Origin of the sequence: Pseudomonas sp. PvP009 (assembly GCF_017832995.1) — a bacterium.
In the GTDB taxonomy this organism is placed as follows: Bacteria; Pseudomonadota; Gammaproteobacteria; order Pseudomonadales; family Pseudomonadaceae; genus Aquipseudomonas; species Aquipseudomonas syringae.
Window position 1 is genome coordinate 340,798 of sequence record NZ_JAFIBG010000001.1, and the last position, 15,544, is coordinate 356,341.

Consider the following 15,544-nt stretch of genomic DNA (forward strand, 5'->3'; position numbering starts at 1 on the left):
TATTGCCGCCCCTGAACCTTCAAGAGTCCGTTATGCGCCGTCTGCTCACCGGCTGTTTTGTTGCCTTGCTGCTACTGATCAATACGCTGGTGCTGATCGGTCCGCTATTGGTTTTTGCGCTGCTCAAGCTGCTGTTCAGAGGCCGGATGCGCGATCGCTGTTCGGCTGCGGTCATGTGGATCGCCGAAACCTGGGCCGAGATCGACAAGGTCATCTTCGCCACCTGCATACCGACGCAGTGGGACATTCGTGGCGATGAAGGGCTACGTGGTGACACCTCCTACCTGGTCATCAGCAATCATCAGTCGTGGGTGGATATTCCCGCGCTGGTCCAGGCACTCAACCGGCGCACACCGTTCTTCAAGTTCTTCCTGAAAAAAGAACTGATCTGGGTACCGTTGCTGGGCCTCGCGTGGTGGGGGCTGGACTACCCGTTCATGAAGCGCTACAGCAAGGCGTTCCTGGCGAAGCATCCGCAGCTCAAGGGCAAGGACCTGGAAATCACCAAGGCCGCCTGTGAGCTGTTCAAGCGCCAGCCGGTGACCATCGTCAATTACCTGGAAGGCACGCGCTTCACCGCAGCCAAACATGCGGCCCAGGGCTCGCCGTATACCCATCTGCTCAAACCCAAGGCCGGCGGCGTTGCCTTCGTGCTGGCGGCAATGGGCGAGCAACTCGATGCCATCCTGGACGTCACGGTCGTGTATCCCGAATCAGGCATTCCCGGTTTCTGGGACATGCTCTGCGGCCGGGTTTCCAACGTGATCGTCGACATCCGGACACGCGAGCTGGACCCGGCGCTGTGGCAGGGCGATTACGAAAACGACCCTGTGTTTCGCGAGAAAGTGCAGGGTTGGGTCAATCAGCTCTGGGTCGAGAAAGATGCGCGCATTGCGGCGTTGCGGCTCGAGCTGCCCGGGCACTGACAGTTCTGACAGATAGACGAGGCGAAACTGGCGGATGAGACTGGCCTTTAATATTGCCGGAATCCGCTCTCATGTCATCGCCCGACGTTTCGCTGATCGGCTCATACCGTTACGACGCACTGGACCGACTGGCAAGCCTGGCCCCTGCGCCGCCATGCGTTTGTCTACAGCCCTTATGGCATGCGATCCCTGCAACATCTGCACTGGGCGTACCCGGTTTTACAGTGCAGACGATTGATCCGATCACTGGATATTACTTGCTGGGCAATTACCTGAAGACCGCAGCACCGCCATGGTTGGCGCGGCCTTCAATTCAGCGGGTGCGTTGATCTCAGGCGCTATGCAAAAAAAGCAGTACAAAAGCGGAGATATATTGAGGGCGGCTACGCATATAAGGTCCGGTTCAGCTCCCGGCACCCCATAACCCACTCAAACTCTGCAACGCCGAACCGCTGGCACCTTGCTGCCCCAGGTACTGCAGAATCAGCGGGGCAAACTGGCTGACCATTGTGCTGTCCATGCCCAACGCCTTGAAGGCGTTATTCACATCACCCATGCTCTGCACATTGCCCAGCGCGCTGTTGAGCATCGAGCTATTGCCCGATTTGCCGCCCAGCAGGCTGCCCAGCCCGTTGGCGCCGCCCAGGCTTTCCAGCGCGGACGTTCCGGACATTTGCTCCAGTCCCGGAACCGATTTGGCCAACTGCGAATAATCGGTGCTGGTCAGTTTGTTTTTCGCCAGCCCCAGCAACGCGCCCGTCCCGCCAACCGCCTGTTCCGGGGTGACATTGAGCTGCGTACCGAGGGTATTGAGCAGCCCCGCGACTTCGGGTGCCGCCGTGGCTTTCTGATTGCCATTGGTGGCATTGGAGACCGCGTTCGCGGCGTCATTCAGATTGAAGGCGAATGCAGGGCTTGCACCCACCGCCATCAACGTTGCCAAAGCCATTGCGCGTGCAGTTTTCATTGCGTCACCTTTATCGAACCGGAACCGCCCGTGAGTGGGCGATGAAGCAGAGGGTTTGACTGGAGGAACAGAAGCTTGTTCCCGGTGTGCCCGGCGTTGTCACAGAACATCTATGTATTACCCGGCTTTTTCCGCGAAACAGCATGGTGTCGGTCATTTGGAATGCACGGAGCATCAGCAATGACCGACACCTACACCGCATCACTTCCTTCCATATCAGCTGCCGGCCGGGAAAGTCTTCAGCACATGCTGACAACTGAGGGTAGCGAGCAGCTGGCCGCCATTCTCCAACGGCCCCGGCCTGAAGGTTTCACGCTTCTGGACGAGATCCAGGTACTCGGGGCAGCCAGCTCGTTCGGGCGATGGGCCGACGACATCGAACTCCTGAACACCCTGAAATCAGTGCTGTTTGACGATGAGCTTAACGCGCTTGGCGACAGCACCGAACGTGTTACCCGTTCCGTCGATTCGCCAGTATCGGATGCGGGCCCCGAGCACGAACTGGCCAAGGCGGCGTTCGATATTGCGCAGAGTCATCAGCGCGAGTCCCATTCGCCGAGCGTCCGAACCGAGCGCATCGATCGCGCCCGGGGCGATTACCCCAGGTTGCTGAATACGCTGCGCGCACGCCTGCGGGACGTGAAGACCGGCACCTGTATGACCAACAGCGTGTTCATGGCCGTAGCTGACGACTCGCCGCTGTTTGCCGGGGTCGCTTTTGGCAGTTCGATATTGCAGCAGTTCAAGACGTTGCTGCGGGTTATCGCCCGCGTGGATCCGGCTGGCGATCTCGATGAAGATCTGTTGCCCGGGGTACGCCGTAAAGACCTGCGCTACGTTCTGGATCTGGTCGACAAGACTCAGATGGACTTCAGACAGCCTTTCACCTGTGTGCTGCACGTCAGGATGAATGAAGGCAGGCCGGTTCACTCGCTGCAACTGCAGGGCGTCTCCCTGGGGCGGCAACCTGCATATGCCACGTTGTCAGACCTGCACCTGCGGGTCATCCGTTTCACGGACAGCCTGACCCCGTTGGCGCCGCATCTGCAGTCGGCGGATGCCAGGTGCATTCTGGCCATTCGCGACGATCAAGCCGTTTCACTGCATGGTCTGCTCGATTACTACGGTGTCGACATTCCCTTGGCTGCCACACGAGACGATCTGCTGCAGGCGATCACAGCGCTGTTGCCCGGAGAGCGCGAAGCCCATCTCGCGATGCTTGCGCGCGCGTTGCCTTTCACCCTCGCAGAACACCAGCGTTTTATGCTCGATACGTCGCAGGTCTACACCTTTCGGCAGCACAAGGTCCAGGCGCATGGAACTGACGATTACGGTGTCATCGACCTTGAGCTGGAGAAGGAGATGCGGTGGCATCTTGATCGATGTCGCACTTTGCTGAACAGCTACCGGCATTTCGGTGCATCGCTGCGAGACAACGAAAACGCGCTGCTGGCAATGTTCCAGCAAGCCGGTGGCATCACCCTGAAACTGGTTGTCTACGACAGCGACGGCCACCACGATGTCTACCGCGAGCAGCACACCGTCAATCCCTGGCGCGCGAAGGATCTTGCCGGATACTTCGACGCGGCGCGCCAGGAACTGTCGTCTTACATGATCAACACCATTCGCTATGGCGAAGCCGAGGGGGCGATCAATATCGAACGGCTGATCGTGGAAGTGATCGTGCCCAATCCTGTCCAGCGTAGCCATTCGCTGAGCGATATCGACATCGAGGCCTTCGATATCTGCAGTAAAGAACCTCCGTTTCTGTACGTGGATCCCCTTGCGCTTGGGGCTTATGACGTCATCAGGTCGCGGTTTGTGGAACTGACCGAGGAGTTGCGCGAGGTGCAATGGGACGTTGGCCACTCTGCGACATTGCAGCGCGCGGTCAGTTATCTGCTGACACATTACCAGGAGGACCTGCCGGCTTTGCCGGAAGCACAGCGTCAGGCGGCCTATGCGCGGCGCTTGAATGACGCAGTCAACACCTACTACAGAGTGATTGCGCAGAACCTCGAGGATCAACAGCGACTGCAAGTCGTTCTGCAGCCTACCCAGCCGGAGTTCGTGGCGCGTGAACTGTGCCGTTATCTGGGGCTGAACGAATCCTGTTGGCCGGTGATTGCGCGGTCTTCGTTCGATATCAGTTACCAGGCCGGCTGGATCAATACCGGCACGTTTTTCAAGCATGAAGAGTCGGCCGGTTATCGAACACTGCTGAGTGTGGTGTATGACGAAGACCTGCGCCGCGAGCTGGCGCTTGCCGACAATCGTGATGAACGGCTCGAGCGACTGGCTCAGGCGCTCGCCGATAAAACCCGTTACACAGCAAGTCTGGACGCCCTGCAAGCGAAGCTGACCGGCTTATTCGACGCGAACATTGCCTTCGTCAACAACGGCCACCTGCCTGCTCGACTGACCGCGCCACAGGCAGCGTTCAAACTTGAGGCCGAGAATTACGCGATCCGGGCGACCGAAACCTACCGGGCGCTGGAGGCCGAGTGGCTCGTGCTGGTTTCAGGTACGGCCGCCGAGCGCCTGCAGACTCTGGAAGGGGCTGCGCTGTCGGACAGTGACAGACCGGTTCATTGCATCGAGTTATTGAGCGCCGACGAGAAGGTCCGGCTTGAAGCCAGTGCTCTGGCGTTCAGGCAGATGTTGAGCGCCCGGGCGAACGACGATGACATTCAGAACATGTCGACCAGCGCACAGCATGTGCTGCAACTGGTGCATCAGGTCGGCGGACTGATTCCTGTGCTGGGCAACTTCATCAACCTGGGATTCGATATTTACGACGGCAATGATGAAGGCATCGCGATGGATGCACTCAACATCATTGCCGAGTTGGTGCTGTGCAAAATGCGCACGGTCCCTCCCAGGGTGCTGGGTGTACTGATGCTGCAAGGCACCAATATCTGGACGATGAGCCAGCAGGTCCAAGCCCTCGGCGAGTCGATCAAGGCCAACGACTACGAGGAGTCGGTGAAGAACTTCGGCTTTATGCTGGTCGGTCTGCATTCGGCGCTGCATTGCGGCATATCAGCGGTGAAGGGGCTCCGGTCCGCGAGACCGCATGATCAACAGACCGTCAGCGAGCACGCCGTGCCTGACCTGTCTGATCTGACCGAAACGGTTCGACACCCTGAGCACAGCGATGCCTTCGAGGGCGAACACCTCGCGCGGCGTCGGCCGTCCACAAGCAGCTCTCACTGGCGGGTTTCCGAGGATGGGCAGATATCCGAGCGGCCGACGGGCAGAAAGGTCACGCGCCTCGACTGGAACGGCAACGCGATGGTCGAGGGCGGCGCGCGGGCGGTGTTGCTGGGTGGAATAAGCGAGAAGATCTACATGCTCAACGGCTTTGCCTGCCGGGCGGTCAGCGGGGTGGCAGGAACGGAATTGCGACCTCTGCATGCGCTGGACCTGGAAGCCGGGCAATGGCGCAGGCATCCGCAGTCAACGGTCGACGCCCCGCAGCTTTCACGTTTTGCCCATACCGAAGCATTTCCGGTCGGCTTCAGCGGCAAGCCGGAGCGTTTTCTGGCTCCTGCCAACACGGTCAGCTGGTATGACAACTGTGTGGCGACGCTTGAAACAGTCCCTGCTCAGATCATCGACTCGGACAGCAATGCGAAACTGCAGACCACAGCGCTTGGCGTGATCGAGCACAAATACGTTACCGAGCGTAATGGCCACGTCGAGGTGCTCGAACATGCAGGTACTGAAGTGGAGACGACCGCCTTCATTCGCGCTGACGGCAGCCGCATGGAAGTCGCCAGAATGTTGCCTGCCATACCGGCCTACAAGCCTGAAATCCAGGCAGAGATTATCGCGGCTCAAGGCATGTTCGTGACCGTCCGGATAAGCGACACGCTGCAAGGTCTGGTCGGCAGAAAGACCGTGGCGGGTGTCCTGGCGACGCTCAGTGATGGCAGCGGACAGGAACTGGTGATCGAAGCGGATCGCGGCGTTCACTACCGCGGCACGGTACCCATCGAGAACTTCCTGGCGCTGGCGCCGGGCGAGACGTTGCACGACCAGCCACCTGTGGCCCTGACTCTGCAGAAAATCAGTCCGCAAGCCGATCCCAAACGAGCGTTGCCTCACCTGTGGCACGACCAGTCGGATTATCGCAACGGCATCGCCCATGATGACTTTGCGCTGGAGCTGTTCTATGGCGCGAAGGCGGCGAACGAAGCCTATGTGCGCAACCCTCAGTGGGTCGCCAGGAACATCGACGCCGTGGCCAAAATCAAGTCGCGGCTGCCCTCGTCCATTACCACGGTGGAAAATCCGTTTTATGTACTCGATACCCCCGAGGAACTGGCCATTCTGTTTGCTGCACGCAACCAGGCGGCACTGGCCAACACCTTGCTGGGCCATACCATCGAGTGGGGGGCGGCATCGAGATCTCGGGAGTTGAGCCTGGGGGAAAGTATCCTCAAACAGCTTCGTCTGAACGAGCCGCTTCTGGCTGCTCAGGAAAACATTCCGCCGCTCGCCAGCGAGCGGAGCGCCTTCGTCAGTCAGCTTCAGGAGAAGCTGGCCCGGAACAACCTTATGATGGCAGAAGTCAGCCTGAAGTCAGGCGAGAAAGCCTGGTTCGCCCATTCGCCTGCCAGGCATCTCGGCATGCTGGCGGGGCATCTCCACGACGAGTTTTACCTGAGTCATTCGGGGTCTGTCATCGATGATATCGAAGCCTGTTTTACCGACCCGTCGAGAATCGAAAGTATCGCGGTGCTGTCCCTTGATGATGTCTCGGAAACCGATGCGCGACGCATTTTTCTCTCCTCGCAGCGCGGCTATACCTATGAGTCGGTCACCAGCCTGGAGCAGCCGGCCGAGCATGCACATCTGAGCGGTGCGCAACTGCAACTGCACATCGACGACGCCCTTTATCCCGAGCGCACCCGAGGTGTGGGGATTGCCAGCGCGGCTGTCGACCTGACCGGTGCCGAGGCGATCAGCAGCGGGCCAAAGCGCGGCAGTTACTCGATTGAAGGGCGTGACTACGTCAAGCTGGATAATGGCAGGATCTACCGGGCCGACTGGGATGAGCGCAGCGGGGTGTTTCTGCTGGTGCCGCCGCAAGGCCGGTCGCGCGCCGAGACTCTGGCACTGCCCTGGGTGCGTCACATCGGCGGGCATGAGTTCACGCTGATCAACCGGCCAGCGCTCAAGGGCGGCAATGTCATCGATCAGATGATCTGCAGCATCCGCACCCGGCGGCCGGCCGGTAGTTTGGCAACCCACGAGTCCCATTCCGCTCATGACACGGCGAGCGGAACGCTTCAGGTTCACCATGAAGACCTGCACATCATGAACGACGACGTTCTGGTGCCCGGCAAGCTCAATGTGCCATCGAGTCTGTTCCACTCCATCGCAGCGGATCGTGACGGTTATGTGAGGCTTGAAGCCAAGGCAGCGGTGCCTGAAAGCTGCATCTCCAGCACCGAATTTCTGGTCTCGAAATATGCCGGTGGGCAAGTGGCGTTCGATTACCAGGGCGAGAGCCTGGGTGATCCGACGCCCCTGGTGCCCAATGTCGAGGTCTTCGCCCTGCAGGATGGCCAGCCGGTGAGCCTGAATATCACGACAACAGCGCTCGATGACTGGATAAGTGCACGCGACCACTCTGACTACTTTGTCGGCGAGCAGTCATTTCCCGAGATCGGCGAAGGTATCGGTTTCATCGAGCGAGGTGGGCTGGAGGGCAGCTCGTCCTCTGACTACCCGTTTCATTTCATGTTCGTGGCCGGGAAAGTGCTGGACCAGAACGGGCAGATTACCGGCGTGCTGGCCTCGGATTTGTCCGAGCCTGCACGTGAGCCTGATCAAAATGGAGTCACGCCGCAATTGCCCGCCAGACGGAACTGGAACCTTGGTCTTTTCCCGTCAATCGACAGCATGCGCGGGTCGCCGGAACCTGACAGCAACGCCTACGTGCAGGAGCATTATTACTCGGTATGGGTGAGGGCTGTGCGGGAGTAGGGCGCGTCCCCGGCGTTTTTCGTCCTGCAGGCGGAGCGGCCTAGTAGTTCTGCTAGCTGCGCGCAAGCAGGAAGTCAGCCCAGACTGGCTGCCATGGGTGACTTCAAAGGAATGAGACCATGGCTTCGTCCGGGCAATCCGTGCTCTGTGTCTACCGCTACGATCCATTGGATCGCCTGGCCGATTGCGCGCCTGCGGGGCAGGGTAGCACTCGCCTTTTTTATCAGAAGACACACCTGGCTACGCAGATTCAGGGGCAGGTCCAGCACACGCTTATGCGCACGGATGAGCATTTGCTGGCGTGCCTGAGTGCAGAAAATAATCAGCGCGACGGCACGTTGTTGGTAACGGATCAACAGCAGTCAGTGACCGCCGCTCAGGGGTTGGAGTTTGCCTACACGCCTTACGGACATCGTCATCCTTCAGGCCCCGCAAGCCTGCCGGGCTTTACCGGCCAGCGGGTTGACCCGGTGACGGGGCACTATTTGCTGGGTAACGGGTATCGGGCGTTTAACCCGGTGTTGATGAGGTTTAACAGCCCGGACAGTCTGAGCCCGTTTGGTGAGGGTGGGGTGAATGCGTATGGGTACTGTGGGGGGGATCCGGTTAATCGGGTTGATCCGAGTGGGCAGGCTGGTGCTCGAATACTGGCACTGATATTCCGAAATAGACGAGCTTTGGTCACGGCGAAACAAGTCACCGGGCACCGCAATAGCATTCTCGTGCCTGGCAGTCCAGCCTCGTTGGGTTTAACGCGTACAGGAAACACTTCAGGGGCTAAAGGGCCCGTAGCTGTTCCAGATTTCATCAATAAACTGGCCCAACCTGAAAATGTGCCGGCTCATCTAAAAACTCGACGGCGTTTACCTGCGGTACCAAGCGACGCACGGTTGCATACAAGGTGGGCCGCCCCTAAGGCCTCAATAGCACCTCGTAATATCTACCACCTCCCAAGCGGAGTGGTGCGCCGTCCAAAGCGTATCGAGCTTCCCGCAACGCCATTCCAGCGTGTGCTCACTGGAGATCTGCCAATGGATACAATTTATGAGTATCCAAGACTTTCACACTCTCAAGCACGTGCCTTGAAGGTAATCAGAAGAGGGGAAATGTTGCAGAGAGATCATTCTTACAGTATTTCAGTAAGTGTTAATTTCAGACAGTCAGATCCCACGTCTTCCGTGAATATTGCCGTGCGGTTTTAGAAAGGAAATTCGACTGACCTCTCAGGAAGCAGCGCACCTGCATAAAGTGCGCTGCTTTACGCTGCTTTAAAAGATCGAAGATGGATCTACGCCCTGCTAAACAACCCATGCGGATCAATCACAAACTTCTTCGGCACGCCCGAATCGAACTCGCCATACCCCCGCGGGGCATCATCCAGACTGATCACCTCGACACCCACTATGTCGGCGATCTTGATGCGGTCCCACATGATCGCCTGCATCAGCTGGCGGTTGTATTTCATGACCGGGGTCTGGCCGGTGTGGAAGCTGTGGGATTTGGCCCAGCCCAGACCGAAGCGGATGCTAAGGCTGCCCATTTTTGCGGCGGCGTCCACGGCTCCAGGGTCTTCGGTGACGTACAGGCCGGGGATGCCGATCTTGCCTGCGACGCGTACTACGCCCATCAACGAATTGAGAACGGTGGCGGGTGCTTCGGCCTGAGCGCCAGCATGACCGTGACCGCGTGCTTCGAAGCCTACGGCGTCGATGGCGCAATCCACTTCAGGCTCGCCGAGCAAGGCAGCGATCTGTTCGTGCAAGGGAGTGTCCTGGGAAAGGTCGGCAATTTCGAAGCCCTGGGCCTTGGCGTGAACCAGACGCGTCGGGTTCACGTCGCCGACGATCACCACAGCAGCGCCCAGCAAGCGCGCTGACGCCGCCGCAGCCAGGCCGACCGGGCCGGCGCCTGCAACATAAACCGTGCTGCCAGGGCCAACCCCGGCAGTCACTGCGCCGTGGTAGCCGGTGGGCAGGATGTCGGACAGGCAGGTCAGGTCGCGAATTTTCTCCATCGCCGCGTCGCGGTCCGGGAGTTTGAGCAGGTTGAAGTCCGCGTAAGGCACCAGCACGTATTCAGCCTGGCCGCCAACCCAGTCACCCATGTCGACATAACCATAGGCACCACCGGGACGCGCCGGATTGACCGTCAGGCAGACGCCGGTGTTCTGTTCCTTGCAACTGCGGCAGCGACCGCACGCCACGTTGAATGGCACAGAAACCAGATCACCGACTTTCAGATGTTCCACGTCACGACCGGCTTCCAGCACCTCGCCAGTGATTTCATGACCGAGCACCAGCCCGGTTTGCGCCGTGGTGCGGCCGCGTACCATGTGCTGGTCGGAGCCGCAGATGTTGGTGGAGACCACGCGCAGAATCACGCCGTGTTCGATGCGCTTGCCGCGTGGATCTTCCATTTTCGGGAAAGGAATTGATTGCACTTCGACCTTGCCAGCGCCGAGATACACTACACCGCGATTACCAGACATACATGTCACCTCGCTTTTATTGTGATGAAGCAGATTTAGAGCAGAGAAGAACAGTTGCAAGCTTCAAGCGGCGAGAAATACGGATCGCTTGCAGCAGCTTGCAGCTTGCGCCTACAAAACCACCGTCCTGTTGGCGTTGAGGAACACCCGCCGTTCGATGTGATAACCCACCGCGCGGGCCAGTGTCAGTCCTTCGATGTCTCGACCCTTGGCGATCAGGTCTTCGGGATAGTGGCTGTGATCGACCACTTCCACGCCCTGGGCAATGATCGGACCTTCGTCCAGATCGTTGTTGATGTAATGCGCCGTGGCACCGACCAGTTTCACCCCCTTGTTGTAAGCCTGATGGTAAGGCTTGGCGCCTTTGAAACCGGGCAGTAACGAGTGGTGGATATTGATCGCCTTGCCGTCCAGCTTGCGACACAGGTCCGGAGACAGGACCTGCATGTAGCGGGCAAGAATCACCAGTTCTGCACCAGACTCTTCGATGACCTGCCAGACTTTGGCTTCCTGCGCGGGCTTGTCGTTCGGGTCCAGTGGGAAATGATAGTACGTAATGCCGTGCCAGCCAGCCAGTGGCTCAAGATCAGGGTGATTGGACACCACCGCGACCACGTCCATGGACAGCTGATTGATACGCTGGCGATAGAGCAGGTCATTGAGGCAGTGATCGGCTTTCGAGACCATGATCACGACTTTTGGCCGGTAGTTGGGCGCCGTGAGTTCGAAGATCATGCCGAACGTTTCGCCGCGCTCACTCAGCCCGGCCCTGAATCCCTGTTCGTCGAAAGCCTCGGGCTGACGAAATTCCACACGGATGAAGAAGCGTCCCGAGAGGCGGTCATCGAAGGAGTGGTGTTCTGTGACGTAGCAACCCTGCTCGAACAGAAAGCGCGTCACTGCGTCTACCGTGCCCAGCATGCTGGGGCAGTCGGCGGTCAAAATCCATGTGTCGGGCGCGCGGCTCATTAAATGAATGCTCCAGAGTATTCGTTATCCGCAAATCTGACTGACAGTGTCAGCCAGCATGCTCAAGCAGGACGCAGAGCGTCCGGAACTGCATTCCCACGCGGAGCGTGGGGACGATAATCACCGTGTCGGCTATCGTGCCAATGCTCCAGCAGGAGCCCTCATTAAGACTGACGCTGAGGTAGGTCCACGGCGCTTCACGCCTGAATACTCAGCCCGTACTCGGCACTCGCATCCTGCAGCCACAGCCACCAGTAATCCGAGAAGCTGCGGCGGACCAGCAGCTCCCAGGTTTCTTCACCGGTCCGGCGGATCACCAGTTGCGACTTGGCGAACACAGTGCCGACTGCCTTGCCCACCGGGAAGTTGTCCGGGTGCACGTCGTAGCTGGTGGACTTCATCAGTACCTGGCGTACCTTCGGCCCGCTCAGTTCAAGGATTGACTGCCCGCCGCTGACATTGACGATCGCGATGTGCTGCCCGCTCAGTTCTTCACGCAGCTTTTGTTCTGCCGCGAACTCTTCGCCGCTCGGCACGATCAGCAGCCATTCATCCGGGCCGAGCCATTGCAGTGAGCTTTCGCCGTTGATGACCAGCATCAGCGCGGCGGGCAGCTCCATGCCCAGCGCCTTGTGGACGCCAGCGGCGAAGGCCGGATCGTGGGCATTGCCACGAATCGTCAGGTGCCCCAGCAGCTTTTTCTCGCGCAGGAAAACCCCCGGGCTGGCGCGCCCCTTGCCAATCAGACTGTCGAGGTTTGCATGGAACAGCGGCGACTCGGCTTTGACGTCGGTGGTCGGGCGCTGCTGGTAAACGTTGGCTGTGCTCATGATTCACCTGCTTGAATTCTGTGTGCTGCGGATGATCGACTCATCGCGTGCTACTCGATGTTCTGCCGCTCGCCCTTCGGATCGAAGAACACCGAAGAAACGATCTCGGCTTCGATCACGCTGCCATCGGCCAAGGGTGCGAAGACTCGCTCGCCCATACGCGCCAGGCCGCCTTTGACCACGCCCATCGCGAACGAATAGCCCAGCGAGTTGTGCGCGTAACTGGAGGTCACGTGGCCGACCATGCTCATCGGAATCGTCTGTTTGGTATCGAAGACCAGTTGCGCACCTTCCGGCAGCCATTTGGCAGGGTCCACCGGCTTTAGGCCGACCAGTTGCTTGCGCTGTTCGCGGACACAGTCTTCGCGATTCATGCCGCGCCAGCCGATCCAGGAGAACGGTTTGGTACGGCCCACACACCAGCCCATGTTCAGATCGTCGGGCGTCATCGAGCCGTCAGTGTCCTGACCGACGATGATGAAACCCTTCTCTGCGCGCAGCACGTGCATGGTCTCGGTGCCGTAAGGCGTCAGGTTGTACTGCTTGCCTGCCTCGGCGATCTTTTCCAGAACGCCCATGGCGTAGTCGGCCTGAATGTTGACCTCGTAGGACAGCTCGCCGGTAAACGAGATACGGAATACCCGGGCCGGCACACCGGCGACCAGACCTTCCTTCCAGGTCATGAACGGGAAGGCTTCACGGCCCAGATCGATATCGGTGACTTCGCTGAGCAGCTTGCGGCTGTTGGGGCCGGACAGTGTCAGGGTCGCCCAGTGATCGGTCACTGAGGTGAAATACACTTTCAGGTCCGGCCATTCGGTCTGTTGATAGATTTCCAGCCATTGCAGGACACGCGCTGCGCCGCCCGTGGTGGTGGTCATCAGGAAGTGGTTGTCAGCGAGACAGGCAGTGACCCCGTCATCGAAGACCATGCCGTCTTCCTTGCACATCAGGCCATAGCGGGCCTTGCCGACGTCCAGTTTGGTCCAGGCGTTGGTGTAGATGCGGTTGAGGAACTCGCGTGCATCCGGGCCTTGAATATCGATCTTGCCCAGCGTCGAAGCGTCCAGCAGGCCAACGCTGTCGCGCACCGCCTTGCATTCGCGAGCGACGGCTGCGGGCAGGTCTTCGCCGTTTTTCGGGAAGTACCACGGCCGTTTCCATTGGCCGACGTCCTCGAACTCGGCGCCGTTTTTGACATGCCAGGCGTGCAGCGCGGTGAACCGCACGGGTTCGAAGATGTGTTTGCAATGACGCCCGGCTATCGCGCCGAAGGTCACCGGCGTGTAGTTGGGGCGGAACATGGTGGTGCCCATTTCCGGGATCGTCACGTTCAGTGAACGGGCGGCGATGGCCAGACCGTTGACGTTGCCCAGCTTGCCCTGATCGGTGCCGAAACCCAACGCGGTGTAGCGCTTGACGTGCTCGACCGACTCGAAACCCTCGCGGGTTGCCAGTTCGATGGCGGCGGCGGTGACGTCGTTCTGGAAGTCCACGAACTGCTTGGGCGCCCGTGCGGTGCCTTTTTCGTGCGGCACCTGAAACAGCGCCAGCGTCGGTTCCTCAGCACGGCTGAGGGCTTTGGGCATCACGCCTTCGACCACCTTGAAGCCCGCTTCACTGGCAGCGCGCACGCCGCCTTCGAAGCCATCGGCCAGGCTGTCAGCCAGGCTGTAGACGCCGTTGACTCCGCCTACGCAGATACGTTTCTGTGGTGCTTCGCCCGGTACGAAGCCGAGGATGTCCTCGCGCCAGACCGGCTTGCCGCCCAAGTGCGAGGCCAGATGCACGATCGGGCTGTAGCCGCCGGAGCTGGCAACCACGTCGCATTCAAGCCATTCGCCTGGGCTGGTCACGCTGTGCGTCTTGAGGTCGATGGCGGCAACGCGGGCAGCCGTCACGCGCTTGCTGCCGCGGGCCTCGATGACCGCGCTGCCGGTCAGAATGCGGATGCCTTTGGCCCGCGCTTCTTCAACCAGCGGACCGCGCGGGTTATGCCGTGCATCCGCAATCGCGACCACGTGCAGGCTGGCGTCGAGCCAGTCCAGAGCGACGCGATAAGCGTGATCGTTGTTGGTGGAAAGCACCAGTTTCTTGCCGGGCGCCACGCCATAACGACGGACGTAAGTCGATACCGCACCGGCCAGCATGTTGCCGGGAACATCGTTGTTGCCGTAGACCAGCGGACGCTCGTGAGTACCCGCGGCCAGCACCACACGTTTGGCACGTACCCGGTGCATGCGCTGGCGGACCATGCCGATCGGCGCGCGATCACCCAGGTGGTCGGTGAGGCGCTCGTGGATGGTCAGGAAATTGTGATCGTGGTAGCCATTGACCGTGGCACGTGGCAGCAGGGTGACGTTGCGCAGGCTTTTCAGCTCGGCGACGACCGTCGACACCCATTCAGTGGCGGGTTTGCCGTCGAGGCTTTCACGGCTGTCGAGCAGGCTGCCGCCGAACTCTTCCTGTTCATCGGCAATGATCACTCGGGCACCGCTGCGACCTGCTGCCAGGGCAGCGGCCAGACCGGCCGGGCCCGCACCGACGATCAACACGTCGCAGTGCTGGTTCATCGCATCGTAGCTGTCCGGGTCGTTCTCGGTCGGCGAGCGACCGAGGCCTGCAGCCTTGCGGATGTACTTCTCGTAAGTCATCCAGAACGATTGCGGGTACATGAAGGTTTTGTAGTAGAAACCCGGCGGCATCAGCTTGCCGCCGACCTTGCCCAGAATGCCCATGACATCGGTATTCACGCTCGGCCAGCCGTTGGTGCTGGTCGCCACCAGTCCGGCATAGAGCGCCTGTTGCGTGGCACGCACGTTGGGGATCTGCGTCGCTTCGGTCGCGCCGATCTGCAGCACGGCATTGGGCTCTTCCGAACCCGCTGCGAAGATGCCGCGCGGGCGGGAGTATTTGAAGCTGCGGCCGATGATATCGACGCCGTTGGCGAGCAGGGCAGAGGCCAGCGAGTCACCTTCAAAGCCCTGGTAGGTCTGGCCGTTGAAGGTAAAGTTGAGCACCTTGCTGCGATTGATACGGCCGCCGTTGGGCAGGCGATGGGTCTGGCTCATACCTTGTCTCCCTGATCCGTGAACTGCGGCCTGGTACCGATCGGATAGGTCTCGAGAATCTCGTAGGTCACGGTATTGCGCGTCATGTTGAAGTACTGGCGGCAACCGGCGGCGTGTATCCACAGTTCGTGATGCAGGCCGCGCGGGTTATCGCGAAAGAACATGTAGTCGCCCCATTGCTCATCGGTGCAGGCACCGGGGTCCAGCGGGCGCGGGATGTGCGCCTGACCGGACGGGTGGAATTCCTCTTCGGAGCGCAGTTCGCCACAGTGAGGACAGAAGATATGCAGCATGGT

General features: G+C 59.8%; 10 protein-coding genes. 4 read left to right on the plus strand and 6 right to left on the minus strand.

Annotation, left to right across the window (positions count from 1 at the left end; genetic code table 11):
- The first annotated feature begins 32 nt into the window (after positions 1–32).
- A complete protein-coding gene (locus JOE29_RS01430) occupies positions 33–926 on the plus strand; it encodes an acyltransferase (RefSeq protein WP_003341312.1) in 894 nt (297 codons plus the stop codon).
- Positions 927–997: 71 nt separating this feature from the next.
- Entirely contained in the window at positions 998–1,255 is a 258-nt protein-coding gene (locus tag JOE29_RS01435; RefSeq protein ID WP_245226648.1) for a hypothetical protein, read from the plus strand.
- 74 nt (positions 1,256–1,329) lie between these two features.
- On the opposite strand, the gene JOE29_RS01440 is transcribed toward JOE29_RS01435, so the two are convergent.
- On the minus strand, positions 1,330–1,893 hold the full coding sequence (locus JOE29_RS01440; protein ID WP_024691901.1) for a DUF2780 domain-containing protein: 564 nt from the start codon (positions 1,891–1,893) through the stop codon (positions 1,330–1,332).
- A 180-nt stretch (positions 1,894–2,073) separates the two neighbouring features.
- On the opposite strand from JOE29_RS01440, the gene JOE29_RS01445 reads away from it, so the two are divergent.
- Positions 2,074–7,890, plus strand: a complete 5,817-nt coding sequence (locus JOE29_RS01445; RefSeq protein ID WP_210078738.1) for a hypothetical protein — start codon at positions 2,074–2,076, stop codon at positions 7,888–7,890.
- A 119-nt stretch (positions 7,891–8,009) separates the two neighbouring features.
- Positions 8,010–9,092, plus strand: coding sequence for an RHS repeat-associated core domain-containing protein (locus JOE29_RS25335; protein ID WP_235592833.1), 1,083 nt, complete (start codon positions 8,010–8,012; stop codon positions 9,090–9,092).
- 86 nt (positions 9,093–9,178) lie between these two features.
- On the opposite strand, the gene fdhA is transcribed toward JOE29_RS25335, so the two are convergent.
- The 5 genes from fdhA to JOE29_RS01475 form a co-directional block, all read right to left on the minus strand.
- Complete coding sequence (fdhA, locus tag JOE29_RS01455) at positions 9,179–10,378, minus strand: formaldehyde dehydrogenase, glutathione-independent (protein WP_003393616.1); 1,200 nt, start codon at positions 10,376–10,378, stop codon at positions 9,179–9,181.
- Between the two features lie 111 nt (positions 10,379–10,489).
- Positions 10,490–11,347: a formyltetrahydrofolate deformylase gene (purU, locus tag JOE29_RS01460; protein ID WP_003316158.1), complete on the minus strand. Its 858-nt coding sequence runs from the start codon at positions 11,345–11,347 to the stop codon at positions 10,490–10,492.
- A gap of 197 nt (positions 11,348–11,544) precedes the next feature.
- Entirely contained in the window at positions 11,545–12,177 is a 633-nt protein-coding gene (gene soxG, locus JOE29_RS01465) for a sarcosine oxidase subunit gamma family protein (RefSeq protein ID WP_003411878.1), read from the minus strand.
- A gap of 50 nt (positions 12,178–12,227) precedes the next feature.
- The gene (locus JOE29_RS01470) at positions 12,228–15,248 is read right to left on the minus strand and encodes a sarcosine oxidase subunit alpha (protein WP_024665605.1); all 3,021 of its coding nucleotides are present in this window, start codon (positions 15,246–15,248) and stop codon (positions 12,228–12,230) included.
- Complete coding sequence (locus JOE29_RS01475) at positions 15,245–15,541, minus strand: sarcosine oxidase subunit delta (RefSeq protein ID WP_003316160.1); 297 nt, start codon at positions 15,539–15,541, stop codon at positions 15,245–15,247. Before JOE29_RS01475 ends, JOE29_RS01470 begins: the two co-directional genes overlap by 4 nt.
- Between the last annotated feature and the right edge of the window lie 3 nt (positions 15,542–15,544).

What these genes read in the sequence shown, in the direction of transcription:
- fdhA (WP_003393616.1), bottom strand. Translation starts at nt 10,378, where the DNA reads ATGTCTGGTAATCGCGGTGTAGTGTATCTCGGCGCTGGCAAGGTCGAA.
- soxG (WP_003411878.1), bottom strand. Translation starts at nt 12,177, where the DNA reads ATGAGCACAGCCAACGTTTACCAGCAGCGCCCGACCACCGACGTCAAA.
- JOE29_RS01430 (WP_003341312.1), top strand. Translation starts at nt 33, where the DNA reads ATGCGCCGTCTGCTCACCGGCTGTTTTGTTGCCTTGCTGCTACTGATC.
- JOE29_RS01435 (WP_245226648.1), top strand. Translation starts at nt 998, where the DNA reads ATGTCATCGCCCGACGTTTCGCTGATCGGCTCATACCGTTACGACGCA.
- JOE29_RS01475 (WP_003316160.1), bottom strand. Translation starts at nt 15,541, where the DNA reads ATGCTGCATATCTTCTGTCCTCACTGTGGCGAACTGCGCTCCGAAGAG.
- purU (WP_003316158.1), bottom strand. Translation starts at nt 11,347, where the DNA reads ATGAGCCGCGCGCCCGACACATGGATTTTGACCGCCGACTGCCCCAGC.
- JOE29_RS01445 (WP_210078738.1), top strand. Translation starts at nt 2,074, where the DNA reads ATGACCGACACCTACACCGCATCACTTCCTTCCATATCAGCTGCCGGC.
- JOE29_RS01470 (WP_024665605.1), bottom strand. Translation starts at nt 15,248, where the DNA reads ATGAGCCAGACCCATCGCCTGCCCAACGGCGGCCGTATCAATCGCAGC.
- JOE29_RS01440 (WP_024691901.1), bottom strand. Translation starts at nt 1,893, where the DNA reads ATGAAAACTGCACGCGCAATGGCTTTGGCAACGTTGATGGCGGTGGGT.
- JOE29_RS25335 (WP_235592833.1), top strand. Translation starts at nt 8,010, where the DNA reads ATGGCTTCGTCCGGGCAATCCGTGCTCTGTGTCTACCGCTACGATCCA.